Source organism: Cryptosporangium sp. NPDC048952, from assembly GCF_043197895.1.
Taxonomy (GTDB): domain Bacteria; phylum Actinomycetota; class Actinomycetes; order Mycobacteriales; family Cryptosporangiaceae; genus Cryptosporangium.
In genome coordinates, this window is record NZ_JBICTY010000004.1 from 368,703 (window position 1) to 393,463 (window position 24,761).

The 24,761-nt window shown below is 70.6% G+C and carries 27 protein-coding genes; 10 read left to right on the forward strand and 17 right to left on the reverse strand.

Going from position 1 to position 24,761, the window contains the following annotated elements; translation table 11 throughout:
* Positions 1-19: 19 nt before the first annotated feature.
* Positions 20-1,240 carry an MFS transporter gene (locus ACGFY5_RS24190; protein ID WP_392723070.1) on the forward strand — a complete coding sequence of 407 codons (1,221 nt, stop codon included), beginning with the start codon at positions 20-22 and terminating at the stop codon, positions 1,238-1,240.
* Position 1,241: 1 nt separating this feature from the next.
* Here ACGFY5_RS24190 and ACGFY5_RS24195 read toward each other — a convergent pair whose 3' ends face one another.
* Positions 1,242-2,231 (reverse strand): LLM class flavin-dependent oxidoreductase, encoded by a 990-nt coding sequence (locus ACGFY5_RS24195; RefSeq protein WP_392723071.1) that lies wholly within the window; start codon positions 2,229-2,231, stop codon positions 1,242-1,244.
* Between the two features lie 85 nt (positions 2,232-2,316).
* The gene (lexA, locus tag ACGFY5_RS24200; protein WP_392723072.1) at positions 2,317-2,919 is read right to left on the reverse strand and encodes a transcriptional repressor LexA; all 603 of its coding nucleotides are present in this window, start codon (positions 2,917-2,919) and stop codon (positions 2,317-2,319) included.
* Positions 2,920-2,984: 65 nt separating this feature from the next.
* Here lexA and ACGFY5_RS24205 point away from each other — a divergent pair, with 65 nt between their 5' ends.
* Positions 2,985-3,605 (forward strand): hypothetical protein, encoded by a 621-nt coding sequence (locus ACGFY5_RS24205; RefSeq protein ID WP_392723074.1) that lies wholly within the window; start codon positions 2,985-2,987, stop codon positions 3,603-3,605.
* A gap of 120 nt (positions 3,606-3,725) precedes the next feature.
* On the forward strand, positions 3,726-4,898 hold the full coding sequence (locus tag ACGFY5_RS24210; protein WP_392723076.1) for a lipase family protein: 1,173 nt from the start codon (positions 3,726-3,728) through the stop codon (positions 4,896-4,898).
* Here ACGFY5_RS24210 and ACGFY5_RS24215 read toward each other — a convergent pair whose 3' ends face one another.
* The 7 genes from ACGFY5_RS24215 to ACGFY5_RS24245 all read right to left on the reverse strand — a co-directional run bounded on the left by ACGFY5_RS24215 (position 4,899) and on the right by ACGFY5_RS24245 (position 12,003).
* Entirely contained in the window at positions 4,899-5,621 is a 723-nt protein-coding gene (locus ACGFY5_RS24215; RefSeq protein WP_392723078.1) for a hypothetical protein, read from the reverse strand.
* Positions 5,618-6,076: a hypothetical protein gene (locus ACGFY5_RS24220; RefSeq protein ID WP_392723080.1), complete on the reverse strand. Its 459-nt coding sequence runs from the start codon at positions 6,074-6,076 to the stop codon at positions 5,618-5,620. Before ACGFY5_RS24220 ends, ACGFY5_RS24215 begins: the two co-directional genes overlap by 4 nt.
* A 29-nt stretch (positions 6,077-6,105) precedes the next feature.
* A complete protein-coding gene (locus ACGFY5_RS24225; protein ID WP_392723082.1) occupies positions 6,106-6,609 on the reverse strand; it encodes a tetratricopeptide repeat protein in 504 nt (167 codons plus the stop codon).
* On the reverse strand, positions 6,606-7,811 hold the full coding sequence (locus ACGFY5_RS24230; RefSeq protein ID WP_392723084.1) for a MerR family transcriptional regulator: 1,206 nt from the start codon (positions 7,809-7,811) through the stop codon (positions 6,606-6,608). The genes ACGFY5_RS24225 and ACGFY5_RS24230 overlap by 4 nt, the downstream gene beginning before the upstream one ends.
* Before the next feature lie 103 nt (positions 7,812-7,914).
* Positions 7,915-8,334, reverse strand: a complete 420-nt coding sequence (locus ACGFY5_RS24235) for a PPOX class F420-dependent oxidoreductase (RefSeq protein WP_392723087.1) — start codon at positions 8,332-8,334, stop codon at positions 7,915-7,917.
* A 55-nt stretch (positions 8,335-8,389) separates the two neighbouring features.
* Positions 8,390-10,444: an acetyl/propionyl/methylcrotonyl-CoA carboxylase subunit alpha gene (locus ACGFY5_RS24240; RefSeq protein WP_392723089.1), complete on the reverse strand. Its 2,055-nt coding sequence runs from the start codon at positions 10,442-10,444 to the stop codon at positions 8,390-8,392.
* Between the two features lie 5 nt (positions 10,445-10,449).
* Positions 10,450-12,003 (reverse strand): carboxyl transferase domain-containing protein, encoded by a 1,554-nt coding sequence (locus ACGFY5_RS24245; protein ID WP_392723092.1) that lies wholly within the window; start codon positions 12,001-12,003, stop codon positions 10,450-10,452.
* Positions 12,004-12,060: 57 nt separating this feature from the next.
* On the opposite strand from ACGFY5_RS24245, the gene ACGFY5_RS24250 reads away from it, so the two are divergent.
* Positions 12,061-12,756 carry a TetR/AcrR family transcriptional regulator gene (locus tag ACGFY5_RS24250; protein WP_392723094.1) on the forward strand — a complete coding sequence of 232 codons (696 nt, stop codon included), beginning with the start codon at positions 12,061-12,063 and terminating at the stop codon, positions 12,754-12,756.
* Here the strand turns inward: ACGFY5_RS24250 and ACGFY5_RS24255 are convergent.
* The gene (locus ACGFY5_RS24255) at positions 12,719-14,182 is read right to left on the reverse strand and encodes an MFS transporter (protein WP_392723097.1); all 1,464 of its coding nucleotides are present in this window, start codon (positions 14,180-14,182) and stop codon (positions 12,719-12,721) included. The genes ACGFY5_RS24250 and ACGFY5_RS24255 overlap by 38 nt on opposite strands.
* Positions 14,183-14,264: 82 nt before the next feature.
* Here ACGFY5_RS24255 and ACGFY5_RS24260 point away from each other — a divergent pair, with 82 nt between their 5' ends.
* Positions 14,265-14,822, forward strand: a complete 558-nt coding sequence (locus ACGFY5_RS24260) for a TetR/AcrR family transcriptional regulator (protein WP_392723099.1) — start codon at positions 14,265-14,267, stop codon at positions 14,820-14,822.
* Positions 14,823-14,936: 114 nt separating this feature from the next.
* On the opposite strand, the gene ACGFY5_RS24265 is transcribed toward ACGFY5_RS24260, so the two are convergent.
* Together ACGFY5_RS24265 and ACGFY5_RS24270 are read right to left on the reverse strand one after the other, a co-directional pair.
* Positions 14,937-15,218: a putative quinol monooxygenase gene (locus ACGFY5_RS24265; protein ID WP_392723102.1), complete on the reverse strand. Its 282-nt coding sequence runs from the start codon at positions 15,216-15,218 to the stop codon at positions 14,937-14,939.
* 111 nt (positions 15,219-15,329) lie between these two features.
* The gene (locus ACGFY5_RS24270; RefSeq protein ID WP_392723104.1) at positions 15,330-15,668 is read right to left on the reverse strand and encodes a hypothetical protein; all 339 of its coding nucleotides are present in this window, start codon (positions 15,666-15,668) and stop codon (positions 15,330-15,332) included.
* A gap of 157 nt (positions 15,669-15,825) precedes the next feature.
* Here ACGFY5_RS24270 and ACGFY5_RS24275 point away from each other — a divergent pair, with 157 nt between their 5' ends.
* Positions 15,826-17,190 carry an MFS transporter gene (locus ACGFY5_RS24275; protein ID WP_392723106.1) on the forward strand — a complete coding sequence of 455 codons (1,365 nt, stop codon included), beginning with the start codon at positions 15,826-15,828 and terminating at the stop codon, positions 17,188-17,190.
* On the opposite strand, the gene ACGFY5_RS24280 is transcribed toward ACGFY5_RS24275, so the two are convergent.
* On the reverse strand, positions 17,150-20,551 hold the full coding sequence (locus ACGFY5_RS24280; protein ID WP_392723109.1) for an indolepyruvate ferredoxin oxidoreductase family protein: 3,402 nt from the start codon (positions 20,549-20,551) through the stop codon (positions 17,150-17,152). The two genes, ACGFY5_RS24275 and ACGFY5_RS24280, sit on opposite strands and share 41 nt — an antisense overlap.
* A gap of 76 nt (positions 20,552-20,627) precedes the next feature.
* Between ACGFY5_RS24280 and ACGFY5_RS24285 the strand changes: the two genes are divergently transcribed.
* Positions 20,628-21,071 (forward strand): Lrp/AsnC family transcriptional regulator, encoded by a 444-nt coding sequence (locus ACGFY5_RS24285; protein WP_392723111.1) that lies wholly within the window; start codon positions 20,628-20,630, stop codon positions 21,069-21,071.
* A gap of 28 nt (positions 21,072-21,099) precedes the next feature.
* On the opposite strand, the gene ACGFY5_RS24290 is transcribed toward ACGFY5_RS24285, so the two are convergent.
* Positions 21,100-21,978: an alpha/beta fold hydrolase gene (locus tag ACGFY5_RS24290; RefSeq protein WP_392723113.1), complete on the reverse strand. Its 879-nt coding sequence runs from the start codon at positions 21,976-21,978 to the stop codon at positions 21,100-21,102.
* 85 nt (positions 21,979-22,063) lie between these two features.
* On the opposite strand from ACGFY5_RS24290, the gene ACGFY5_RS24295 reads away from it, so the two are divergent.
* The gene (locus ACGFY5_RS24295; RefSeq protein WP_392723116.1) at positions 22,064-22,543 is read left to right on the forward strand and encodes a MarR family winged helix-turn-helix transcriptional regulator; all 480 of its coding nucleotides are present in this window, start codon (positions 22,064-22,066) and stop codon (positions 22,541-22,543) included.
* Between the two features lie 49 nt (positions 22,544-22,592).
* Here ACGFY5_RS24295 and ACGFY5_RS24300 read toward each other — a convergent pair whose 3' ends face one another.
* On the reverse strand, positions 22,593-22,880 hold the full coding sequence (locus ACGFY5_RS24300) for a putative quinol monooxygenase (RefSeq protein WP_392723118.1): 288 nt from the start codon (positions 22,878-22,880) through the stop codon (positions 22,593-22,595).
* Between the two features lie 283 nt (positions 22,881-23,163).
* Here ACGFY5_RS24300 and ACGFY5_RS24305 point away from each other — a divergent pair, with 283 nt between their 5' ends.
* Positions 23,164-23,769, forward strand: a complete 606-nt coding sequence (locus tag ACGFY5_RS24305) for a TetR family transcriptional regulator (protein WP_392723120.1) — start codon at positions 23,164-23,166, stop codon at positions 23,767-23,769.
* Here ACGFY5_RS24305 and ACGFY5_RS24310 read toward each other — a convergent pair.
* Positions 23,762-24,067 carry a hypothetical protein gene (locus ACGFY5_RS24310; RefSeq protein ID WP_392723122.1) on the reverse strand — a complete coding sequence of 102 codons (306 nt, stop codon included), beginning with the start codon at positions 24,065-24,067 and terminating at the stop codon, positions 23,762-23,764. The genes ACGFY5_RS24305 and ACGFY5_RS24310 overlap by 8 nt on opposite strands.
* Between ACGFY5_RS24310 and ACGFY5_RS24315 the strand changes: the two genes are divergently transcribed.
* Positions 24,062-24,358, forward strand: coding sequence for a hypothetical protein (locus ACGFY5_RS24315; protein WP_392723124.1), 297 nt, complete (start codon positions 24,062-24,064; stop codon positions 24,356-24,358). The two genes, ACGFY5_RS24310 and ACGFY5_RS24315, sit on opposite strands and share 6 nt — an antisense overlap.
* Here ACGFY5_RS24315 and ACGFY5_RS24320 read toward each other — a convergent pair.
* Positions 24,324-24,752 carry a hypothetical protein gene (locus ACGFY5_RS24320; RefSeq protein ID WP_392723126.1) on the reverse strand — a complete coding sequence of 143 codons (429 nt, stop codon included), beginning with the start codon at positions 24,750-24,752 and terminating at the stop codon, positions 24,324-24,326. The genes ACGFY5_RS24315 and ACGFY5_RS24320 overlap by 35 nt on opposite strands.
* Positions 24,753-24,761 lie beyond the last annotated feature (9 nt).

Here is a 24,761-nt window from a genome sequence, read left to right on the forward strand (position 1 = left end):
CGGAAAGTACAGTCGCGCGGTGCCCGGGATACTGGAACGTGTCGCGCCCGCACGCCTGGGCCGGTCGTTCCGGTGGTTGCTCGCGTCGTCCTGGACGACGAACCTGGGTGACGGCGTCGCTATCGCGGCCGGGCCGCTGCTGGTCGCGTCGCTGACCGACGAACCGTTCCTGATCGCATCGGCCGCACTGCTGCGCTGGGCGCCGCAGCTGGTGTTCGGGCTTTCCGCCGGGGTGGTGTCCGACCGCTACGACCGGCGCCGGATCGTCGTCCTCGCCGACGGCAGCCGTGCGGTCGTCCTCGCCGTCCTGGTCGCCGCGCTCGTCACCGACCGGCTCGACGCGGTGGGTGCGCTGGTCGCACTGGGGCTGCTGGCCACCGCCGAGGTGTTCGCCGACAACACCGCCGCGACGCTCACGCCGATGCTGGTGTCCCGGAACGACCTCGTGCTGGCCAACGCCCGCCTCCAGGTCGGGTTCGTCTCGCTCAACCAGCTCGCCGGCCCACCGATCGGCGCGGCGTTGTTCGCGGCCGGTGGCGTCTGGCCCTTCGTCACCCAGGCGGTGCTGGTCGCCGCCGGTGTGCTGCTCGTCTGCCGGATCCGACCGGCGGCGCGGGAGGCGCCGACGTCGAGCCACGTCCTCCGCGAGATCCACGAGGGCTTCGCGTGGATCTCGCGTCATGCCGCGGTGCGCACGCTGGCGCTGACGATCCTGATCTTCAACGTGACGTTCGGCGCGGACTGGTCCGTGCTCGTGATCTACGCGCAGGACCGGCTCGGTCTCGGCGCGATCGGATTCGGGCTGATCACCGCCGTGTCGGCGGTCGGAGGGCTGCTCGGGGGCGGTTTCTACGGCTGGATCACCGCGCGGGTCAGCCTCGGCAACGTGATGCGCGTCGGCCTGATCATCGAGACGCTCACGCACTTCGGGCTGGCCGCCACGACGTCTCCGGTCGTGGCCCTCTCGATCTTCTTCGTGTTCGGCGCACACGCGTTCATCTGGGGCACCACCTCGACGACAGTGCGCCAGCGCGCTGTCCCGTCGCACCTGCAGGGGCGGGTGGGCAGCGTCTACACGATCGGCCTGTACGGCGGCCTGGTGGTGGGATCCGCAGTGGGCGGTGCGTTGGCGGGTCGCTTCGGCGTGACGGCGCCGTTCTGGTTCGCGTTCGCCGGTTCGGCGCTCTTCCTGGTGCTGCTCTGGCCCCAGTTGACGCGCATCGCCCACGCGGACTCCTAGGTCACGCCGGGACCTGCTCCATCACCTCGGCGGTGAGGGCCACCGAGCGCAGGCGGCCCTCGACGGTGGGGGCCTGGTGCGCGGTGATCAGCTCGTCGGCGTCGGCCTCGGCTGTGAAGTTCTCCAGGTAGGCGCGGACGTCGTTCGGCGTGCCGATCGCGGCGTACTTCATCATCGAGTCGAGCTGCTGCGCGGCGCCGGAGGCCAGCAGGGTGTCGGTCTCGGCTTCGGTGAGGTTGCGTCCACGCCCGAACAGCAGGCGGGCGCGGGAGCGGCGGGTGACCTCGTGCTGGGCCCGCGCCTCCTCCTCGGTGTCGGCGGCGAGCACGTTGACGCCGGCGATCACGTACGGCTGCGAGAGCTGCTCGGACGGCTGGAACTTCTCGCGGTAGATCCGCACGGCCTGGGTGAGGGCCTGCGGCGCGAAGTGCGACGCGAACGCGTACGGCAGGCCGAGCGCGGCGGCCAGCTGCGCGCCGAACAGCGACGAGCCGAGGATGTAGAGGGGCACGTCGGTGCCCTTGCCCGGGTAGGCGTCGACGCCCGGGACCCGGGTGTGGCCGGTCAGGTACCCCTGCAGCTCCTGGACGTCCTGGGGGAACGACTCGGCGGAGCTCGGGTCGCGGCGCAGCGCGTACATCGTGTTCTGGTCCGAGCCGGGGGCGCGGCCCAGGCCCAGGTCGATGCGGTCGGGGTACATCGCGGCGAGCGTGCCGAACTGCTCGGCGATCGTCAGCGGAGCGTGGTTGGGGAGCATGACGCCGCCGGCGCCGAGGCGGATGCTGTTGGTCTTCGCGCCGACGTGCGAGATCAGGACGCTCGTCGCGCTCGACATGATCGCGGCCATGTTGTGGTGCTCGGCGTACCAGACCCGCTGGTAGCCGTGCTCCTCCGCGGCCTGCGCCAACGCGACGCTCGCCGCGATCGCGCTGGAGGCGGACTCGTTCGCGCCGACCGGCGCGAGATCGAGGATCGAGAGCGGAATCGGCATGGCGGGCGCCTTCCAGATCTTCAGCGGGGACTGTCTCCGCTTAACCGTAGCCCGCGATTCGGCCGACTGCCGGAGCCAGTCGGCGTCAGCGGAGGCTGCGGAGAATGCTGACCACGCGGCCCAGGATGGTGGCGTGGTCGGCGTCGATCGGGGCGTAGTGGGCGTTTTTAGGCAGTAGTTGTACGTGGCCGCCCTCGACGTGCAGCACCTTCACGGTGGCCTCGCCGTCGAGCATCGCGGCGACGATGTCGCCGCTGTCGGAGGTGGGCTGCCGGCGCACGACGACGATGTCGCCGTCGCAGATCGCGGCCTCGATCATCGAGTCACCGCGCACCCGCAGCGCGAAGAACTCACCGTGGCCGACGAGGCTCGCCGGCAGGGGAAGCGCCTCCTCGAAGTTCTCGTCGGCGGTGATCGGCGAACCGGCGGCGATCGCACCCACGAGCGGCACCACCGTGGTGCCGTCAGGCGCCTCGCGCGCGTCGACGGCGCGGGCCGCTCGGCTGTCCCGGTTGATCAGGCCGAGCTTCTCGAGGGCTCGCAGGTGATGGGCCACTGATGAGGTCGAACTGAGCCCGACCGCCTCGCAGATCTCACGGATGCTCGGGGGATAGCCCCGCTCCCGCACGGTTTGCCGGACGAAGCCGAGGATCTGCTGCCGGATCGGGGTGAGCTCGGGCGGTGCCATACACCAACCCTACGACATTTTTTCGATCACATGTACTAATGCCTGCCGGTGGGATGCTGGGGTGCATGGGGATGCGAACCCGAGCAGCGTTGCTCATCGTCGCGATGACGGCGGCGGCCCTCACCGCGTGCTCCGACGCGGGCAACGACCCCGCCGCGAGCGGCACCGCGCCGACCGGCGATTCCGTGTCGAGCGGCGCCACGTCCAGCAGCGCCTCCGGCGCACCCTTCGCCGCGTCGCCGCTGCGCCTACCGCGCGTCACAGCCGGCGGCACCTGCCCGGTCACCGCCGCGAAGGCCCGACCCGGCCACCCGGACAAGGTCCTCGGCACCGGCCCGCTCGGCCCGATCGCCTACTACTACACGGGCGGCGACGCGGTTCTCCAACTCCGCGCCGACGACCGGCAACCAGACGGGCAGTACCGCGCGAAAGTCCGCTGGATCGGCACCGGATACGCCGGCCCGGTGCTCATCCGGGCCGACCGCATCGACGGTGAGGGCTCGGCCCTCGCCGAGTTCTCCTACACCGGCGAACGGCGCGACGGCGGCTTCTTCGCCCTGCTCACCGAGCGGGACAACGACATCCCCGCAACGACGTGGGTGAGCGGCCCGGGCTGCTTCGCCTACCAGGTGGACGGCACGAACTTCACCACGACGATCGTCTTCGACGCGGTGCTCGAACGCTGACGCGCGCCCGCCGAACGGCCGACATGTTACTCGCCAGTAGTGAGACCCGCAATTTCTTCTATCTCTCGTTTTGCCTCCTTATCGTCCGCGGCACCCCCGACGGACTCGATGAGGAGTTCCATGAGACGACTGTTCGCCGCCCTGCTCCTGGTCGCCGTCGCCGCCGTCGCGCCGACGGCACCCGCGCAGGCCGCCGCACCCCCGCCGCAGGGCCCCGCCGGCGACGCGTTCTACACCCCGCCGTCCCCGCTGCCCGACGGCGCCGACGGCGACGTCATCTGGTGGCGGCAGCTGCCCGACGACATCATCAACACCGGCTACCTGCTGCTCTACCGGTCGCGGAACGCAACCGGCGCCCCCATCGCGGTGTCCGGTCGGGTGCTGGTTCCCAAGCTCGCCTGGCGGGGTCCCGGGCCGCGCCCGATCGTCTCGGTCGCGAGTGGAACGCGGGGCATCGGCGACGGTTGCGCGCCGTCGAAGTTCCAGCCCGACTACGAAAAGCCTCTACTCATCGACGCCATGCTGCGCCGCGGGTGGGCCGTGGCGATCACCGACTACGAGGGCCTCGGCACGCCGGGCACCCACCCGTACGTCGTGGGCCGGTCCGAGGGACGCGGTGTCATCGACGTCGTCCGGGCCTCGATCCGGCTGCCGGCCAGCGGACTGGCCGGTGGGGGACCGGTCGCGTTCTCCGGCTACTCGCAGGGTGGTGGTGGCGCGGCCTGGGCCGGCGAGTTGGCGCCGACCTACGCTCCGGAGCTCACCGTCGTCGGCATTACTGCGGGCGGAACCCCGGCGGACCTGGACGCGGTCGCGAAGTTCCTCGACGGCGGGATCGGATTCGGGTTCGAGCTGCTCGCGGCGCTCGGTCTCGACGCCGCGTACCCGGAGCTGAACCTGCCCGCCTACCTCAACGAACGCGGCCGGACGCTCTACGAGACCCAGCAGGACGCCTGCATCGACCAGGTCTTCGGCTACGCGTTCCAGCACATCGCCGACTACACGACCACCAACCCGCTGACCACGCCGGCGTGGCAGTCGCGACTCACCGAGAACAAGCTCGGGTCGACGCCGCCGCGCGCGCCGGTCTACCTGTTCCACGGCGGCTCCGACGAGATCATTCCGCTCGCGCAGGCCCAGACGTTACGTCGTCAGTACTGCGCGGCCGGCGTGACAGTGCGGTGGGCGACGTTCGTCGGTGAACACGTCAGCACGCTGATCGCGTCGGTGCCGGACGTGCTCACGTTCCTCGGCGACCGCTTCGCGGGGAGAGCGGCCACCAGCAACTGCTGATCACGACGGGCGGGGCGGCGACGTGTACCAGAGGGACGCGATCGTCGCCGTCGCCACGAACGCACTCGTGAGCACCGCCCAGCCCCAGCCGATCGGGGCGTCGAGAGCGCGGCCCAGCCCGTAGTACAGCGGGGTGGCGACCACGACGATCACGACCCAGCCCAGGATCGCGCGCTGGCGGAAAGTCGCCCGCGGATCGAGCGTCGGACCCGTCCAGCGCGCGTCCGGGTGCTCCGCGGCGAGCGCGTGGTTCGCGTCGGAGGCGGCGGTGGCCCGTCGCGTCCGGTGCCGCATCCACGGACGTTGGCCGAGGATGAGGACCGCCAGGGCGACGTACAGCCCGAGCGGTGCCCAGTCGTCGCGCTGCAGGCCGTCCGACGATCGGATGACGACGATGAAGACGAGCAGCGCCCCGAACACGATGTACACCCAGCGGAGGCGTCGCATTCGCTTCTCGTAGTTCTCGCCGGCGCGGACGAGGTAGTCCGCGCGGTCGGCGGCGACCGAGGCGAGCGCCGGGTCGTCGACCGCCCGGCCGCCGTGGATCGCCTGGCGGATCCGCCAGTTCTCCTTCAGCGGCAGCCGGCTCAGCGCGGTGACCGACTCCCGAGCGCCGAGCTCGGCCGCGATGCGGCGGTTGCGCCGGGCGACCAGGACCAGCGTCACCACGACGACCAGCAGCGGCAACCCGACGACGAGGACGACCTGCGCGGCGCCGTTCATCGGGCGTCCGTGGTGGGCTTGCCGTGCGACGGGATGCCGAAGTGGATCGCGACGATCAGCGCGGTCGCGATGGTCACCGCGACACCGGCCGCCGAACCCCAGCCGACCGGGGCCTCCAACAGGAGGGACAGCCCGTGGTAGAGCGGAGTGTTGACCGCGACGAGCACGGCCCAGCCCAGCGCCATCCGTTGTCGGCCCGTCGACCGGGGATCGAGGGTACGGCCGGTCCAGCGCGCGTCGGGGTGTTGCGCGGCCAGCGCCGGGTCGTCCACCGCCCGGCCCGCGCGGATCGCCCGGTTGATCACCCAGAGTTGGCGCAGCGGGAGCTGGTTCACGGCCGTCATCTCGTCGCGGGCACCGAGTTCGACCCCGGCGCGGCGTTGGCGCCGGAGGAAGAAGACGAGCAGCGCCACGGTGACCAGCAGGGGTAACGCGACGACCAGGACGTCGGGCATGGACGAATCGTAGCCGGTCAGGGCGCTGGTCAAACGTCCATAATGGGGGCTGTGGATCGTTCGCGCAGGGCAGTGCCGACCGCGGTGAACGCGGTGTTCATCAGCTCGGTGTACGAGTCGTCGGCGACCGCTGGTGGGCGGCGCCGGGCCTCCGCGAGGTACTCCTCTGCCGCGTCGAACGAGCGGAGGCGACGGAGGTTGTCGGCGATGTTCAGGTAGAGCGAGGGATAGAAGCCGACGTGCTCGGCGGGGAGGTTCGCGGCCGCGTCGAGGGCGCGGGTGTCCCACATCAGCGCGAGCGCTGGATCGTCGTACATGTCTGCGAGGTAGTGGGCGATCGTGCAGCGGCGCAGCGCTTGATCCGGCCCGGTCGGGGAGGGGGCGAATTCGCGCCAGATCGCGAGGAGGTCTTCGCGGGGGCCGTCCCCGCCGGATGCGCGGTGCGCGGCGACGGCGGCCCCGATCCGCCCCATCAGCTCGCCGAGCCCTCCGTCGCTCTGGGTGTTCACGGCTTCGTGTTGCGGGGTGGTCACGAGGGCTCCGTTTCGGGGAGGTGGATGGGCATGGCGATGGCGGTGAGGTCGCCGGTGTCGGCGGAGCGCACGAGCACCGGGTGGTCGGGGGCGGAGAACTCCAGCATCACGTCCGGGCCGATCGCGCTGCTGATCGTCGGGTGGAGCGTGGCGAGCTCGAACGCGAGTGTCATCGCCGGTCCGTCCGGGGCACCGATCACGATCGTGTCCGGTGCGCGGTGGTGCGGCGAGGTGCTCCGGTGCTGCTCAATGCTGATGCGGACGTGACGCGAGGCAACATTCTCGAGCGCGGCGAGAAGCTGGTGCCGCGCGACCAGCACCCGCACCGCGGGAACGGGCAGCGCGCCCAGCATCGCCCGATAGTCCGGATAGGGCGGCGCCAGAACCCGGCACCACCGCCCGTCACTGCCGGTGGCACCTCCGGCACCCGCTCCACCGGTGCCCGCGTCCGCGGTGGGCGGGCCGGCGGCTGGGCCGCCGGCGGGAGCCACCTCCAGGTAGTCGTTCGCGGGACGGAGGCCGATGACGGGTTGGCGGCGGAGCCAGGGCGTGATCGCGCGGAGGTCGTCGCCGTGCACGGTGACGGCCCACGGGGCGCCGTCGTGGTGCGTCACGAGCGTGCGGGTCGCCAGGCGGTACCGGTCGGTCGCGGTGAGCACGAGCTGCCCGTCCCCGGCCTCGACGTAGATCCCCACCAGCGCGGGCACCGTCGGCTCCGACGCCGTAGCGGTCGACACTGCTTCCACCGCCGCCACGAACCGCAACCCGTGCACCTCCACCCGATCCTCACCCCACCCCCCAACTCCGCCGCGCCCCGCCACCGCGCCACCACCATGACCGCCGTTCGCGGCGTCGGCTGTGGGGGTGCGGAGGGTGCGTTTGGCGGCGGCGGCCAGGGTGTGGGCGGCTTCGGCTCGGGTGGTGAGGGCGTTCACGTGGGCGTCGATGACCTCGTCGGCGCGCTGCACGACGTCGATCGAAAGTATTTCGGCGATGCGGGGCAGCGGCAGATCCAATTCCCGCAGTTGCCGGATCAGCGTCGCGCGAGCGACCTGATCCGGCGCGTAGTAGCGGTAACCGGACGCGGCGTCCACGGCCGCGGGCTCCAGCAGGCCCGAGTCGGCGTAGAACCGCAACGCGCTCGGGGTCAGCCCGCACGACCGGGCAAAAGACCCGATCGTCATCAGTTCGCCGTCACTCACCCGCTCATCGTGAAGCTTCGACCCACTCGAAGGTCAACCCCACTCCGCTCGATACGCGGCCGCGTGGCCAGCGAGGCAACAGCCAGCGCGGGCCCCAGGTCGATCACACCGCCCGCACGATCGGCTTGTCGTACGAACCGTTGTCGATGCCCCACGACGACACCCAACTCGGTGTGATCCGCACCCACAGCGGCCCGAATCCACGTCCCAGCAGCTCACCGCCGGTCTCTTGGATCTCCGCGTGCCCCTTTACCGCGACCCCGCGCGGCGCCCACGGCTCCACCGTCGCGACGTCGTCGACCACGAACGCCACCCACGGGTTGTTCGCGATGTGCCCCCGGTACCCCCGCCGCTGACCCCGGCCGGGCAGATCGTGCGCCCCGATCTTCAGGATGCCGTTCTCGTGGTCGAGCCGGAACCCGGTCGGGACGACGTGCGGCCGACCGTCGGCCGTCACGGTCGCCAGCCGCCCGAGTCGCTGCCCGCCGAGGTACTCGATCTCACCCGCGCTGAAAACGCCCACTCGTGTCCTCCCGGTGTGTTTCCACCCTGGACGGTACTGGGGTTCGCGGCGAGCACTAGGCCTCGATGATCATCAGGACCGCGTCTTTGGCAACGTTCGCGCCGGCGCGGGCGCGGAGTTCGGTCACCGTGCCGTCGATCGGCGCAGTGAGCACGTGCTCCATCTTCATGGCTTCCACGACGGCGAGCGTCTGTCCTGCGGCGACGGTTTCGCCTTCTTCCACGGCGACGACGGTCACGGCGCCGGGCATCGGCGAGAGCACGGGACCGCCCGCACCGGCCGCGGCCTCACCGGCGGCGTCGAGGGCTTCCTGGTCGCGCAGCGCCCACGTGCGGCCGTCCCGCCCGATCCACAGCAGCCCATCGATGTCCCGCGCGACCGCGTAGCTCCGGGCCACCCCACCCTGAACGTGCCGAACGACTCCGTTGCGGGTGGTCGTGGTCGGGACGGGGGCGGCGCCGTCGATGCTCATCTCGGCGTTGGTGGCGCGGCCGCGGTAGCGGACTTCGACGGAGGTGGTGCCGCCGGCGGTGAGGCGGCGGGTGGTCCAGGCGCGGTCACCGAGGCGCCAGCCGCCGGGGATGTCGAACGGATCGGCCAGGGCCGGGGCGGCGGGCTCCAGATCGAGGAGCGCGAGGCCGGTGGCGAGGCCGACGACGTCATCGGGAAGGTCGGAGCTGGTCAGGTCGTCGAGGCGACGGCCGACGAGCCCCGTGTCGAGGTTCCCGGCCCGCACGTCCGGGTCGGCGAGCAGCGCGCGGAGGAACCCGATGTTCGTGCCGAGCCCCAGCAGCACGGTCTCGCCGAGCGCGGCGTCGAGACGGCGGAGCGCCTCGGCGCGGTCGGACCCGTGCGCGATGATCTTCGCGAGCATCGGGTCGTAGTCGGAACCGACGAATCCACCCTCGGCGACGCCGGAATCCACCCGCACGCCGACGGGTTCCCGCAGCGCGAGCACGCGACCGCCGGTCGGCAGGAACCCCGACGCGGGGTCCTCGGCGTACACCCGCACCTCGACCGCGTGCCCGCGGGGCGTCAACGGCGACGGCCACGGCGCGACGGCACCTGCGGCCACCCGCAACTGCAACTCCACCAGATCGACGTCGTACACCTCCTCGGTGACGGGGTGCTCGACCTGGAGGCGGGTGTTCATCTCCATGAAGAACCAGTCGTCGGGGCGGTCCCCGGCGACGATGAACTCGACGGTCCCGGCGCCGACGTACCGGCAGGCGCGGGCCGCGTCACAGGCAGCGGCCCCCATGGCCTCGCGCTGTGCCTCCGTGAGCAACGGTGACGGGGCTTCCTCGACGATCTTCTGGTGCCGACGCTGCAGCGAGCACTCGCGTTCACCGAGGTGGACGACGTTGCCGTGCTGATCGGCCAGCACCTGGATCTCGATGTGGCGCGGCGTGGTGATCAGCCGCTCGACCAGCAGCGTGTCGTCCCCGAACGAAGCGCGCGCTTCGCGGCGCGCGGTGCCGAGAGCGGCGGCGATGTCCTCGGCGCGGTGGACCTCGCGCATGCCCTTGCCGCCGCCGCCCGCGGAGGGCTTGAGGAGAACGGGGTACCCGATCTCCGCCGCCACGGCCGTCAGTTCGGCGTCGGAGAGGCCCGGGTCGGCGCCGCGGCCGGGATGCGCGTGGTCCCCGTCTCCGCGGCCGGCGTCGGGCCGGTCGGGCGCGCCGCTGGTCGACAGGGCCGTGCTGTCGGAGCCGGGCACGACGGGCACTCCGGCCTTCGCGACGGTTTGCTTGGCTCGGATCTTGTCGCCCATGGCGTCGATAGCGGAGGAAGGCGGACCGATGAACACGAGGCCGGCCGACTCGCAGGCGGCGGCGAAGTCGGTGTTCTCGCTCAGGAAGCCGTAGCCGGGGTGGATCGCCTCGGCCCCGGTGGCTTGGGCCGCCGCGATGATGCGCTCGATCGAAAGGTACGACTCGGCGGCTGCGGCCGGCCCGATCCGCACGGCGACGTCGGCGGCGGCGACGTGCGGGGCGTCCACGTCGGCGTCCGAATAGACAGCAACCGACCGGATTCCGAGCCGTCGCAGCGTACGGACGACGCGGACCGCGATCTCCCCGCGGTTGGCGACCAGAACAGTGGAGAACATCGTCATCACATCCGGAAGACGCCGAAGGCGGGGTCGGCCAACGGGGCGTTGGCGGCGACGGACAGGGAAAGGCCGAGCACGGTGCGGGTGTCGGCGGGGTCGATGACGCCGTCGTCCCAGAGCCGGGCCGTGGAGTAGTAGGGGTTGCCCTGGGTCTCGTACTGGGCGCGGATCGCGTCGGGATCGGCGTTGCCGACAGTGCCGAGCACCATCGCGGCTTGCTCACCGCCCATCACCGAGATGCGGGCGTTGGGCCACATGAACAGGAAGCGGGGCGAGTACGCCCGGCCGCACATGGCGTAGTTCCCGGCGCCGAACGAACCGCCGATGACGACGGTCAGCTTCGGTACGCGGGTGGTGGCCACCGCGGTGACCATCTTCGCGCCGTGCTTGGCGATACCCCCGGCCTCGTATTCGCGACCGACCATGAACCCGGTGATGTTCTGCAGGAACACCAGCGGGATACCGCGCTGGTCGCAGAGCTCGATGAAGTGCGCGCCCTTCATCGCCGACTCGCTGAACAGCACGCCGTTGTTGGCGACGATCCCGACCGGGTGGCCGTGGATGTGCGCGAACCCGGTGACGAGCGTGGCGCCGTAGTCGGGCTTGAACTCGGCGAAGCGCGATCCGTCGACGATCCGGGCGATGACCTCGCGGACGTCGTACGGGACGCGCGGGTCGGTGGGGACGGCGCCGTAGAGCTCGGCGGGATCGGTTGCCGGCTCCTCCACCGGTGCGCGGTCCCAGGGCGGGGAGGTGCGCGGGCCGAACGTCGAGACGATGTTCCGGACGATGCGCAGCGCGTCGGCGTCGTTGTCGGCGAGGTGGTCGACGACGCCGGACGTGCGCGCGTGCAGGTCGCCGCCGCCGAGGTCCTCAGGCAGCACGACCTCGCCGGTCGCGGCCTTCACCAGTGGCGGGCCGCCGAGGAAGATCGTGCCCTGGTTGCGGACGATGACGGCTTCGTCACTCATCGCGGGGACGTAGGCGCCGCCGGCGGTGCAGGAGCCGAGCACCGCGGCGATCTGCGGGATGCCCTTCCCGGAGAGCTGCGCCTGGTTGTAGAAGATGCGCCCGAAGTGGTCGCGGTCGGGGAAGACCTCGTCCTGTGCAGGCAGGAACGCGCCACCGGAGTCGACGAGGTAGAGGCAGGGCAGCCGGTTGTGCAGCGCGACTTCCTGGGCCCGGAGGTGCTTCTTCGCGGTCATCGGGAAGTACGTGCCGCCCTTGACCGTCGCGTCGTTGGCGACGATGACGCACTCGCGGCCGGCGACCCGTCCGATGCCGGTGATGATCCCGGCGGCCGGGGCCTGGTCGTCGTAGAGACCGTTGGCCGCCAGCGGCGAGAGTTCGAGGAACGGCGACGAGGGGTCGACGAGCGCGTCGACGCGGTCACGGGGCAGGAGTTTGCCGCGTTCGACGTGCCGGGCCCGCGACTTCTCCGAGCCGCCGAGCCGTGCCGTGGCCAGCTTGGCGTTCAGCTCCGCGAGCAGTGCACGGTGGGCTTCCGCGTTGGCGGCGAACGCCGCGCTCCCCGGATCGACCTTGGAACGGATCATGACCACTGACGTTAACTGACCGCCCGTACGGTCAGCAAGAGGTCGTATGATGGGGCGGTGAAGAGTTCCCGGGCGAGTTCTCGCGACGCGATCCTGCGCGTGTTCGCCGAGCACGTTGCCGCGCGCGGCTACGCCGACACCAGCCTGGGTGACGTCGCCTCCGAGCTCGGCCTGAGCAAGGGCACGATCGTCCACCATTTCCGCAGCAAGGAAGCCATGCTCGGGGAGCTGCACGTCGCGTATTTCGGGCGGCGGTTCGCCGAGGCCTCGTACATCGGCGCGGAACTGGACGACCCGGTCGAGCGGCTGATCGCGATGATCTACGCACTGCTCGCCGCCCACCGGGACGACCGCGCGGCGTCGCTGGCGTGCCTGCGTGAGCTGGTGCGCTACTTCGACGGCGAGCTGAACGAATTCGTTCGCACGCAGCGAAACGCCTACACCGAGATCCTGGTCGGCATCCTGCGTGACGGTGCCGAGCAGGGGGTGCTGCACACGACCGACCCCACGATGTCCGCGCTGCAGATCTTCGGCATGTGCAACTACGCCTGGACCTGGTACCGGCCGGACGGGCCGCAGTCGGTGGAGGAGATCGCCGCGCGGTTCGCGCGCGACATCCTGGGTGGGCTGACGCATCCGGCTTCTAACGACAGTGGGCTGGACGAGCGGATCGCGGCGGCGTTGGCCGTCGTGCAGCGTGTTCCCGGCCGATTGGTCACCCGGACGAGCCTCGCGACGACGTCGACGGCGTGATGCTGGTGATCGATCCGGGCGAAGGCGGCGCGAGGCGCTGGCCGTTGCGCGCGGCGACGGATCGCGCCCAGCCGCTGGTGGAGACGATGCCGAGCGCGAGCACGGCGACTCCGCACGCTCCGAGCAGCGCCCAGGCGGTGTGGCTCGCGTCGATGAAGTCGGCACCGGCCACGATCGAGCCGGTCACGGCGACGCCGATCGAGGCGCCGAACTGGCGGGCGCTGGCGGCGAGCGCGCCGGCGACACCGACCTGGTCGGGCGGCAGGCCCGAGACGGCGGTGTTGGTGATCGGCGGGCTGATCATGCCGACGCCGAGGCCGAAGAGGGCGTAGGCAGCCAACAGGTAAGCGCCGGGGGTCCGCGCGGTCAGGGCGACCAGCGAAAAGCCGCCGAGGGCCAGTAACGCGCCGCCGAGAACGAGGGGCGGGCGGGCGCCCCGGGACGCGACCAGCCGCCCCGAGAGGTTGGCGGCGACGGCCTGGGCCACGGCCATCGGGACGATCATCAGCCCGGCGCGCAGCGGGCTTTCGTGGCGGACGTCCTGGAGGTAGAGCGTGTTGAGGAACAGGAACCCGCCGAGGCCGGCCGACATCACCACCGAGATGGTGTTCGCGCCGGAGAACGGAGGGCTGCGGAAGAACCGCAGGTCGATCAGTGGCTCGGACCGCCGGGGCTCCACGGCGAGAAGGCCGACGAACGCCAGGACGGCGAGCACGATCAACCCGACGATCCACGGGTCCGCCCATCCCTGACGTGGGCCCTCGATCGTCGCGGCGATGATCGACGCGAACAGCACGACGATCAGCGCCTGGCCGGGCGGGTCGAAGGCGCGGGCGCGGGCGGCCCGGGACTCGGGGACGAACCGGCGGGCGAGCAGGATCGCGACGATGCCCACGGGGACGTTGACCAGATACACCGATCGCCAGTTGACGCCGCTGACCAGCAGGCCTCCGAGCACGGGCCCGATCGCGATCGTGATCCCGATGACCGATCCCCACAGGCCGATCGCCCGGGCCCGTTCCCGGCGGTCGGTGAACACGCTGACGACGATCGACATCGCGACCGGGTTGAGCATCGAGCCACCCACTCCCTGCAGGCCGGCGAACAGGATCAGCCACCCGACGCTCGGCGCCAGGCCGCTGAGCAGGGAGCCGAGGGCGAACAGCGCCAGGCCGAGCTGGAAGATCCGCTTGCGTCCAAAGCGGTCGGCCAGGGAACCCGAGAACAGCAGCAGGCAGGCCATGACCAGGGAGTACGTGGAGACGGTCCACTGCAGGCTGCTGACCGAGGCGTGCAGATCCCTGCTGATCGACGGCAGTGCGACATTGACGATGCTGAGGTTGATGCCGGTGACGCCGACGCTCAGGCAGCAGATCGCCAGCACCAGGCGGCGGTGCACGGGACGGGCGGTGTCAGAAGAGGACATGGCGGATCCTTGAACAGACGAATAGAGTCTCCGGTGAAACGGAGAGCCTGTCCGCATCACCATATGGAGAGCCTGTCCACTTATGCAAGACCAGTCGCCGTCGAAGAGAGCCGACGCAGCCCGCAACCGCCAGCGAATCATCGAAGGAGCGCGCGCTGCCTTCGCCGACACCGGAGCCGAGACGTCGATGGCCGAGGTCGCCCGCAGGTCCGGGGTCGGTCAGGCGACGCTGTACCGCAACTTTGCGACCCGGCACGCGCTGCTCGAGGCGCTGCTCGTCGACGAGGTCGACGAGGTCTGCGCCGCCGCGGCGACGGTCGAGGGCGACAGTTCGGGGGAGCGGCTCACGACCTGGCTGCGGCGCTTCTTCCAGTACGTCGCCACGAAGCGGCCGGTCGTTCTCGGGCTGCTCGAGCACACCGACACCACCGATCCGGTCTTCCAGACCCGGAGCCGGATGCTCGCCGCAGGTCAGCCGCTGTTCGCCGCCGCCCAGGACGCCCACCAGATCGCCGACGATCTGGACCTCGACCAGGTGCTCGATCTCGTCATGGCCATCGCGAAGATCCCCGGCACGCCGGAGTACCGGCAGCCGATCCTCGACGCGGCGCTCGCCGGCCTGCACAGGCGCGGCAACTGACGTTCACGTCAGCGTGCCCGGTGCACCACCTGCGGCCGTGCTCGAGGCGCTGACCACGATCCGCGACGCGCTGGGCAAGCGACTCGACGCGTAAACGCGCTGACCGGGTGGCCGTTACTGGTCGGAAGTCGCGCCGAACAGCGGGCGAGGACCGGCGGTGTCGAAGCGCACGAAGGTGGGGTCTCCCTCGATCGCCCGGCCGAAGACTTCCGCGAAGGCGGTGAAGTCCGGCGAAGCCAGATGCGTCTGAAGCGCGTCTTCTGTCGCCCACTCCTCCGCGAGCACCAACACGGTGGGATCCGTGAGGTCTCGAGAGAAGCGGTACTCGTTGCAGCCCGGCTCCGTCCGACTCGACTCGCTCATCCGTTCTGCAGCGACCAGCACGGACTCCAACATGAGTCAGCGCGCAACCCTCTACGACCTGCTCACTCGCGGCGTCGGTCGCTAGCTTCTCGATGCGTGAGCCCGGTCCGGTGCCGGGTGCGGGCGGGCAGCGGCATGACGGGATCAGCGCGGGCCGTTCGCGTCCTTCGCATCGAGTTCGGCGAGCAGCGCGTCCAAGGGGTGGATTTCTGCGGACGGCTCTTCGACCGCAGGCGCGGCGGCCGGAGTCGCCTCGGTCGGAGTCACCTCGGTCGGACGCACCGCGAGTCGCCAGTTGGTCGGGCATCGGTAGATGGGGTAGCCGTCGGGTGTGGTGACCGCGCTGGTCAGCTTGTAGTCCAGCACGCCGTCGGCGACGAGCATCTCGATCGTGGGCGGTAGCTGGCGGCTGTTGTCGCGATAGACCGTCAAATTGGTGTAGCTGGCGGGACCGCCGCGTAGCTCGACCCGGGCTTCACTCAAACGTCAGCACTCCTCAACCAGTCAAAATTGCCGCTTGCACCGTACCCAGAGCGAATCGGCCATTAGCAGTCCCTCCGGCAGGCCGTGATGCTCAACTGAAACATCAAAAACTCTAAATGCAGGGTTAACTCCGATCGCTCTGCCTACTCTCACGTGCGTGAACCACCGCGTCGCGCTGACAGCTTTAGGTGCTTCCACCTTCGTTTACGTGACCGCCGAGGCGATACCGGTCGGCCTCCTGCCGGAGATCGCCGGCGACATGTCGGTGAGCGAGGCCGACGTCGGCCTGCTCGTCACCATCTACGCCGCGGTCGCGGCCCTCACGTCGATCCCGCTGACCGCGGTGACCATGCAGGTCCCGCGCCGGCGCCTGATCGCGATCGGGATGTCGATCTTCGCACTCTCGCAGTTGGCGTCCGCGATCGCGCCGACGTTCGCGCTGCTGGTCGTGGCCCGGTTGGTGTGCGCGCTGGCGCACGGCATCTTCTGGGCGACCGTGGCGCCGATCGCGTTCCGCCTGGTGCCGCCGGGACAGGGCGGGCGCGCGACCGCCTGGGTCTTCCTCGGTAACTCGCTGGCCATCGTGGTCGGCGTGCCGCTGGGCACGGCGCTGGGCCAGCTCTTCGGCTGGCGGATCGTGCTCACGGTGCTCGCGGTGGGTGGTGCCCTCTGCGTCGCGGGAATTCTGACGCAACTCCCGGCGCTGCCGGCACTGCGCAGTGACCTCGCGACCTCGGCCTGGCAGCGCCAGCGCAACGCGATCCTCGTGCTGCGGTCGGGGCCGCTGGTGGCGGTCGCGGCCGCCACGATCGTGCTGATGACCGGCCTGTTCTGCGCGTACACGTTCCTGGCGCCGCTGGTGCGGCGCAATGCCGGGCTGGAGGGGCCGGCGCTGAGCGCGCTGCTGCTGGGATTCGGCGCGGCCGGTCTGGTCGGCAACTGGTTCATCGGACGCTGGGTCGACCGGCGGCCGGGGCCGCTGCTGAGCATTCTGATCGTCGTCATGATCGCCGCGCTGGCGTTGCTCGTGCCGACGCTCGGGCCGGTGCCGACGATCGTCGCGGTGCTCGCGTGGGGCGCGGCGATGACGGCCTCGCCGGTGATCATGCAGGCCGCGGTGTTACGGGTCGCGCCGCAGTCCGCGGACGCGGCGTCCGCGGTCTACGTCGTGGCGTTCCAGGTCGGCATCGGCGGCGGATCGTTCCTGGGGGAGCGGATCGTCCGGGCCGGCTACCTCGAGGTGCTTCCGATCGTCGGTCTGGGATTGGCGGCGGCGGCGTTCGTGATCGTGGTCGCGTCCCGCCGCGCGTTCCCGTCCCGGTTGGCGACCGTGCCGGCGCTGGAAGCACCGAAGTCCGACACGGTCGTTGCGTCCCCGGCGGGGTTCAGCTGGTTCCAGAACCCCAACCACCTGGTCGTGAGCAGCCACTACGCCACTCCGGCCGAGTACCACGACTTCCGGCCCGTGGAGTACAAGGACGTCACCGAGCCGTGGTGGTACCCGCAGCAATCTCCGCGGTGAGCGTGCCGAGCTGTTCCCGGAACAACGTGACGCGAGCCAGCTTCACGTCCTCGTAGCCGCGGACGACGTCGGCCAGGTCGATCAGCGTGACGACCTGCTCGGCGTTGTCGGTGCCCAGGTGGGCGAGTGCGCCGTGGACGGCGGCGCGGTATTCGGCGACGAGTTCGCGTTCGACCCGGCGGACGTGGGCGTAGCCGAAGACGTCGAGCGGTGTGCCGCGGAGCCGGCGTGCGGCACGGAGTGCGGTGAACGCGGGACGCGCCGTGCGTCGGAGGCGGATCTTGCGTTTCATGCCGAGGGCGCGCAGCACCGGCGGGTGGAGCAACACCGACACGTCGGCGTCGGGGCCGAACTCGTCGTCGCGGCGGGCCTGCTCGGTCGGGTCGAGGTGGAGGCGGGCGACCTCGTACTCGTCCTTGTACGCCATGAGGTGGTGCAGGCCTCGGGCGTAGGCCAGGCCGATGCGCTCACCGGCCTCGTCGCCGGCCCGGCGGGTCGCTGCCGCGGCGACGCGCCGGACGTCGTCGGCGTAGCGGTTGGCGTAGTTGACGTCTTGATAGCCGGTGAGGTCGGCGACGCGCAGTGCGAGCGCCTCCTCGAACGACGTGCCGGCGGCGACGGTCCGTGGCGCCTCGGTGACCGCCGTCCCGGTGACCGCCGCTTCGGCCGCGGCCCTGTCGACGGCGGCCGCGCGGCCCCAGCGGAACGCGGCGAGCGTCTTGTCGACGCTCGCGCCGTTGAGGCGGATCGCCGCTTCGATCGCCGCGGCCGACAGCGGGAGGCATCCGTGCTGGTACGCCGCACCGAGCAGCAGCATGTTCGTGGGCATGTGGTCGGCGAACAGCTTTTCGGCGAGGCCCTGGGCGTCCAGATGCAGTGTCGCGTCAGGACGGGTGACCGAGGCGATGCGTTCCAGCGCGTCGGCCGGGCTGTCGGGAAGCACCACCCGACCGGTCACCATCGCCGCTGTCGGAACGATCGCGGTGTTGAGCACCGCGACGGTGTGACCGGCACGGGCGGCGTCGAGGTTGGTCTGCGCGGCGGCGCCGAGCAGGTCGAAGCCGACGAGGACGTCGGCGGTGCCGCGGGACGCCTTGGTCGTGCCCGTGATCGGGGCCTTGGAGATGCGGACGTCGCTGACGACCGGGCCGCCCTTCTGCGCGAGGCCGGTCTGCTCGAGCCCGGCGGCGTGCAGTCCGTCGAGGTGGGCGGCCATCTGCAGGATCTGCGAGACCGTGACGACGCCGGTGCCGCCGATGCCGGGCATCCGGAGTAGCACGTCGTCCGGGAAGCGCCGGTCAGGCTCGGGAAGATCGCTCGGCGCCTCGGGAACCGAGCGCTTTCGCGGCTTCCCCGGCTCGACGAGCAGGAACGACGGGCAGTCGCCGGTCAGGCAGGTGAAGTCGGAGTTGCACGAGGCCTGGTGGATACGCGTCTTGCGGCCGAACTCGGTGTCGACCGGCTGAACCGACAGGCAGGTGGATTTATCGCCGCAGTCACCACACCCCTCACACACGCGCTCGTTGATGACGACCTTCTCCACCGGCGTGGGAAGCTGCCCCCGCTTCCGCAGCCGCCGCTCCTCCGCCGCACACCGATCGTCGTGGATCAGCACGGTCACGCCGTCGATGTGTGCGAGCTCCTGCTCGGCCTCGGCGAAGAAGGCCCGGTCCCGGACCGACGCGATCGGGTCCAGCCGGATCCCCCGGTACGAGCCAGGCTCATCGGTCGTGATGACGACCTTCCGCACGCCCTCGTTCGCCAGCCACCGCGTGAGCGTCGGAATATCGAGCCGGCCCTCGGCCCGCTGCCCACCCGTCATCGCGACAGCGTCGTTGTAGAGCAGTTTGTAGGTGATCGTGACGTCAGCAGCCACCGCGGCGCGGATCGCGAGCGAACCGGAGTGGTGGAACGTGCCGTCACCGAGATTCTGGACGAAGTGCCGGTCGTCGGTGAACGGGGCGAGCCCGATCCACTGGGCACCCTCGCCGCCCATCTGGGTGATGCCGATGTGCTTGCCGCGCCCGTGCGTGTCCAGCGCGACCATCGCGTGACAACCGATGCCGATCCCGACGAGCGTGTCGTCGGACGCGCGGGTCGAGGTGTTGTGCGGGCAGCCGGAGCAGAAGAACGGCGTGCGCGCGGCCAGCATCGGCAGGGCGATGCGGGGGCGCTGGGGCGAGACCTCCGCCGCCGGGAGGTGGAGCCGGGACCGCAGCGCCCGGGCGACGTCCTCGGCGCCGAGACTGCTGCGCGCGGTCAGCAGGGGACGGCCGTTTTCGTCGTACCGGCCGACTACGGTGGGCGCGTCCGGTCGTCGGTACAGGGCTTCTTTCAGGTGCCCTTCCAGGAAGGACACTTTGTCTTCGACCACCAGCACCTGGTCGAGCCCGGCGGTCAGTTCCGCCAGCAGTTCCGCGTCGACCGGGAAGGGCATGGCGAGCTTGATGAGGCGTACGCCGAGCGTCTCCAGGTCGGCCTCGTCGAGCCCGAGGTCCTCGAGCGCGCGCTGCACGACGGCATAACTGGTGCCCGACGCGAGCACGCCCACTCGAGCGTCGCGTGCGCTGAACACGACCCGGTTGAGTCCGGCGGTGCGGGCGTACTGGCGCGCGAGGTTCAGCCGCCGGGTCAGCATGTCGTGCTCGGCGTCGAGCGAGGCGGGCCCGACCAGCGCCGGGGGAGCGGGGCGCGGGGTGCGGTCCGGCGCGGGCACGGCGGCGCTCAGGCCCGTGACGTCCACTGTCGCTGACGCGTCCGCGACGTCGGCGACGATCTTCAGGCCCACCCACAGCCCCGACGCGCGGGACAGCGCGACCGCGTGCAGCCCGTACTCGACGACCTCGGCCACCGTGCCGGGCGCCAGCAGCGGCATCGACAGGCTCTGGCACATCGGCTCGCACGAACTCGGGATCGTCGAGGACTTGCTGGACGGGTCGTCGCCGATCAGCGCGACCACACCACCCAGCGCCGCGGTCCCGGAGACCGTGCTGTGCCGGATCGCGTCGGCGGCCCGGTCCAGGCCCGGGTTCTTGCCGTACCAGAATCCGACGACCCCGTCGTGGCGCGCGCCGGGCACCTGGCCGAGCAGCTGCGTGCCGCCGACCGCGGTGGCCGCGAGCTCCTCGTTGAGGCCGGGCTTGAACACCACGCCGTCGAGGTGTTTCTCGGCGCGGACCAGTTCCATGTCGAGCCCACCCAGCGGGGAGCCCTGGTAGCCGCTGACGAAGACCCGCGTGTTCACGCCGTGGGCCTCGTCGAGCCGTCGCTGTTCGAGGGTGAGTCGGACGATGGCCTGGACCCCGGACATCAGGACCCGGCCGGCGGTGGCTGTGTACTTGTCGTCCAGGGAGACGCTCATGCACCGAGGAGACGCCCGTCACTCTCTTCGAGCAAGTGTCTTGCGCACTCTGCCGTCGGAGACGCAAATTGCTTGTGTGGTGGACGACATCGACCAGGAAATTTTGCGGCTGCTGACGGCCGACGGCAGGCGCACGTTCTCCGAGATGGCCGGCGCGGTGGGGCTGTCGGTCGCGGCCGTGAAGCGTCGCGTCGACCGGATGCGCGAGATCGGTGTGATCACCGGGTTCACCGTGCAGGTCGACCACGCGAAGCTCGGCTGGGGCATCGAGGCGTTCACCGAACTGCGCTACAGCGGCGCGACTCCGGTGAGCGCGATCATCGGGACCGCGTCGGCGGTGCCGGAGGTGCAGGCGATCTACACGATCGCCGGCGACCCCGACGCGTTGATCCACCTGCGCGTGCGCGACATCGGGCATCTGCAGCAGGTGATCGACCGGTTCCGTCGGACCGGCACGGTCGTGGGCACGAAGACGCTGATGGTCATGGGGTCCTGGGAACGAGGACCAGCTTCCCCGTAGCACGAGGCGTTCCGGGCCCTGCTCGGTACTACTCCCGGCCGGTATCGACGCGGGCGGTGAACGTCAGCATCGCGTCGGCGAGTGCCTGCGGGGCTTCCTGGGCGACCAGGTGGCCGACGCCCTCGAGCCGGACCGAGGCGATCTCGCCCGCGGTGACCTGCGTGAACGTCTGCTCGGTGAAGGGGGCGCTGGCCGCGTCGACGGTGAGGACCGGAACCGTCAGGGGACGTTCCGCGGCCAGGGCTTTGGTGCGGCCGTGGTCGGCGAAGATCGCCTGGTAGAGACCCGCCGTTCCGCGCCAGCCGCCGGGGCGCGCGTACGTGCGCACGAATTCGTCGACGTCGGCGTCGGTAATGGCATTTTTGGTCGTTGTCATCAGCGGGTAGGCCCAGTCGGCGAGCAGTTGGCGCTCGTGGCCTGGCAGGAACATCTCCGGGATGCCGGGGGCGCCGAGGAACCCGACGTGCCAGGAGCCGCCGTGGTTGACGTCGGCGAGGTTCTCGAGCCCGAACCCGGCCAGCGTGGTCTCGATCGCTGTCACGCTGAGCACGTCGTCGGGGTGGGTGGCGGCGAAGCGGAAGCCGAGGCCGCCGCTGATGTCCTGGATCGACAGGTGGACCGGACCGACGCCGAGGTGCCCGACGAGGTGGTGCAGGTCTTCGGCGGAAGTGGCGTCGTCGTAGTCACCCTCGGCGTTGCCGGAGTCGCCGAACCCGCGCAGGTCGACGGCGAACACGCGATGGGTCGCGGCGAGCAGCGGGATGAGCTTGGCGAAGGCCCACCAGGTCTCCGGCCAGCCGTGCACGAGCAGGATCGGCGAGCCGCTGCTGCCGGCTGCGACGTAGTGCAGCTGGGTGCCGTTGACGTCGAGTAAATGGTGGGTGACGTCGGGGATGGTGGCGGGCATTTTGGACTCCTGGAATCGACAACCTGTCTGTCGATTAAACTAGACAGCCTAGTTGTCGATGTCAAGGCTTCTATAGGCTGCGCGCATGTCCCGATCCGGCGCCGACCTCGCTCTGCTCCTGCTCGGCGGCTTCCGCAGCCTGGCCGACCGCGCGACCGCCGAGCTCGCCGCGCGCGGCTACGAGGACGTCCGCCCGGTGCACGACTTCGCGCTGACCGCGATCCTGTCCGGGGCCGACAACGCGTCGGAGCTGGGTCGCCGGATGTCGGTCACCAAGCAGTCCGCGGCCAAGACGATCGCGGTGCTGGAGGAACGCGGCTACGTCGCCCGCGAACCCGACCCCGCCGACGGCCGCCGGATGCGCCTGCACGTCACCGAACGCGGGCTCGCGATGCGCCGCGAAGGCGAAGCGATCTTCGACGAGATGCGCGAGCAGTGGGAGGAACAGGTCGGCGCCGAGGCTCTGCGCGGTGTGGAGGACGCCCTCCGTCAGCTGCTGGGTGACCAGCGGGTTCGACTCGACTCGCCGGGCTGGCTCATGCAGGACCTCCCCGCCGACGCCTGAACTCGCTTGCTCCGGGGGACGGTGCCCTCCAATCGATTCGAACCCTCGGTCACGCGACGACTCGAGTGTGCTGGACGGCGGCGGGCCCGGCGACGTGCGGACCGATCGCCGCGCGCCAGCGAGCGTAGTGCTCGGTCTCGCGGTAACGCTCGTGCGCCGCGACGTCCTCCCATTCCACCAGGAGGACGAAGTTCGTCGGGGTCTCGACTCCCTGGGTGACGCGCGCCGAGAGCATTCCCTCGGTCGCCTCGAATCCCTCGCTGGCCGAGATGTGGGCTTCCGTGAAGTCTGTCTCGCTGCCCGGCTTCACGCTTATTTCGGCGATTTCGAGAATCACGGTGATCGCTCCACATTCTCAATCGGTTGGGGTTGGGACGAACGGACCAGCGGCCGCATCGCGGCGGAATCCCCTGCCCGCTGTCGTCTCGGCGTGACATCACCGTACCACCTGATGTCGCACCGCGACATCAGCGATGTCATGCCGCGACATCAGCGTCCGTCCCGAAAGGCCAAGGGTCCGCACGTTCGAGGCTGCGCTCGTGAGCCTCCCGCCTGCTCGTCGAACCCACCCCTGGCCAAGTGTTGTCACGACGTGACATCGGGGCCAGTAACCTGACCCCATGCCTCGGTGGGAACACGGCAGTGCGGAGCGGCTGAAACAAGCCGCGATGGAGCTCTTCGAAGAGCAGGGCTTCGAGGACACCAGCGCCGTGCAGATCGCCAACCGCGCGCGCGTCACCACACGAACCTTCTTCCGCTATTTCCCGGACAAGGAAGAAGTACTTTTTGCCGACGCCGATGCGCTCAACGAGGCGCTCGTCAACGAACTTCTCCAGTCGGCCGACATCGCGAAACCACTGCTGGCCGTCACCCGCACGCTGGCCGGCTACGACTGGGAGGCCCTCGGATCCCTGGAGCTGCTGCGCCGGCGGGCCGCACTGATCGCGTCGGACCCTCTGCTGCTGGAACGAGACCTGGTCAAACAACAGCAGATGGCCGACGGCTTCCGCGGCGCGCTGTGCCAGCGCGGTGCCGACCCCGATGTCGCCGAACTTGCGGCCAACACGGGGAGCCAGGTGTTCCGCATCGCCTACCGGCAGTGGCTGGAAGGCAACGGGGACGTCGACCTGGCGACGTCGACCGACGCCGCGATGTCCCTGCTCGCCACGATCGTGCCGAGAACGCGACGGCGCCCGGCCGCGGCCACGCCTTCCCGGCTCAGCTAGCGAGGGTCGCCGGGACCGGCGGGGTGTTGGGGGCCAGGTGCGGGTCGCTGCGGGTGGAGATCCACTCCAGCAGCGGCCGGCGCTTGGTGTTCTGGAACGCGGCGAACTTCCACCCTCCCGCTTCCCGCACCGCGACGAACGTCTGCGCCTTGTCGGGGTTCCGGCGACTGAACCGTGACTTCAGCACGCGTCCGACGCTGGTCACCACCGCGACGTCGGCGGTGACGAAGTGGATGTCGGTGATGTGGCCGAGCAGCCGGCTGCCTTTCAGGTACTTGCGCCACAGTGCCGCGTGCACGGCGGCGATGATCCGGCGCCCGCGGTGTTCCAGGCGGTGATCGTGGACTCGAACAGCTCCCGGATCGCGCGGTACCGGGACGCGGCGGACCGGCGCAAGGTGTACGTGCGCTCCACCGGCCAGCACGAGGAGAAGCTCGCCGAAATCTACGGTCCGCTGTCGGAGGCCACGAACAGCGTCCTGCAGTCGTTCGACGTCACGAGCCTGGACACGGTCCGCGACGTCCTGAGCCAGCTCGCCGACGTGAGCCGCACGTTCATCGGTTCGGAGAAGCCGCCACCCGAATCGTGACCCGTGCCGTGTCCGCGCCCCGCCGCGCCTCGAACGTCCAGCACCCGGGCGAGGGAAACACCCACCCGGTGCCCCATTCGTCCGGCGGATCCAGATGGACGTCCGGGCCCCAGACCGGTTCCACGGTCGTGGCGCCGACCGCCCGGATCGCGAAGTCCCCGCTGCCCGGCATGCTCCAAACGATCTTCACCTCGGCTCCCCTCACGACCGTGTCGCTGAAGAACATCGCGGTCGCCTCCGCGCCGACCGCCTGACGGCGCGGAGGTCCGGCGGTTTCGAGCACCGGATCGGCAGGGCACGCGGAGGCCACGGGCGGCACCGGTGGCGGCGGAGTCGCACTGCTGCACCCCGCCAGTACGCCGGCGAGGGCCAGGAGCCGCATCCACCGCATCATGGGAAAACG

Excerpts from the sequence above, each read along its gene's own strand:
- ACGFY5_RS24245 (WP_392723092.1), bottom strand. The coding sequence starts at position 12,003 with ATGATCCGTTCCAAGGTCGATCCGGGGAGCGCGGCGTTCGCCGCCAAC.
- ACGFY5_RS24220 (WP_392723080.1), bottom strand. The coding sequence starts at position 6,076 with ATGCCCGACGTCCTGGTCGTCGCGTTACCCCTGCTGGTCACCGTGGCG.
- ACGFY5_RS24255 (WP_392723097.1), bottom strand. The coding sequence starts at position 14,182 with ATGTCCTCTTCTGACACCGCCCGTCCCGTGCACCGCCGCCTGGTGCTG.
- ACGFY5_RS24205 (WP_392723074.1), top strand. The coding sequence starts at position 2,985 with ATGGGGATGCGAACCCGAGCAGCGTTGCTCATCGTCGCGATGACGGCG.
- ACGFY5_RS24240 (WP_392723089.1), bottom strand. The coding sequence starts at position 10,444 with ATGTTCTCCACTGTTCTGGTCGCCAACCGCGGGGAGATCGCGGTCCGC.
- ACGFY5_RS24215 (WP_392723078.1), bottom strand. The coding sequence starts at position 5,621 with ATGAACGGCGCCGCGCAGGTCGTCCTCGTCGTCGGGTTGCCGCTGCTG.
- ACGFY5_RS24280 (WP_392723109.1), bottom strand. The coding sequence starts at position 20,551 with ATGAGCGTCTCCCTGGACGACAAGTACACAGCCACCGCCGGCCGGGTC.
- ACGFY5_RS24305 (WP_392723120.1), top strand. The coding sequence starts at position 23,164 with ATGCCTCGGTGGGAACACGGCAGTGCGGAGCGGCTGAAACAAGCCGCG.
- ACGFY5_RS24260 (WP_392723099.1), top strand. The coding sequence starts at position 14,265 with ATGCAAGACCAGTCGCCGTCGAAGAGAGCCGACGCAGCCCGCAACCGC.
- lexA (WP_392723072.1), bottom strand. The coding sequence starts at position 2,919 with ATGGCACCGCCCGAGCTCACCCCGATCCGGCAGCAGATCCTCGGCTTC.
- ACGFY5_RS24320 (WP_392723126.1), bottom strand. The coding sequence starts at position 24,752 with ATGATGCGGTGGATGCGGCTCCTGGCCCTCGCCGGCGTACTGGCGGGG.
- ACGFY5_RS24290 (WP_392723113.1), bottom strand. The coding sequence starts at position 21,978 with ATGCCCGCCACCATCCCCGACGTCACCCACCATTTACTCGACGTCAAC.
- ACGFY5_RS24210 (WP_392723076.1), top strand. The coding sequence starts at position 3,726 with ATGAGACGACTGTTCGCCGCCCTGCTCCTGGTCGCCGTCGCCGCCGTC.
- ACGFY5_RS24295 (WP_392723116.1), top strand. The coding sequence starts at position 22,064 with ATGTCCCGATCCGGCGCCGACCTCGCTCTGCTCCTGCTCGGCGGCTTC.
- ACGFY5_RS24265 (WP_392723102.1), bottom strand. The coding sequence starts at position 15,218 with ATGTTGGAGTCCGTGCTGGTCGCTGCAGAACGGATGAGCGAGTCGAGT.
- ACGFY5_RS24195 (WP_392723071.1), bottom strand. The coding sequence starts at position 2,231 with ATGCCGATTCCGCTCTCGATCCTCGATCTCGCGCCGGTCGGCGCGAAC.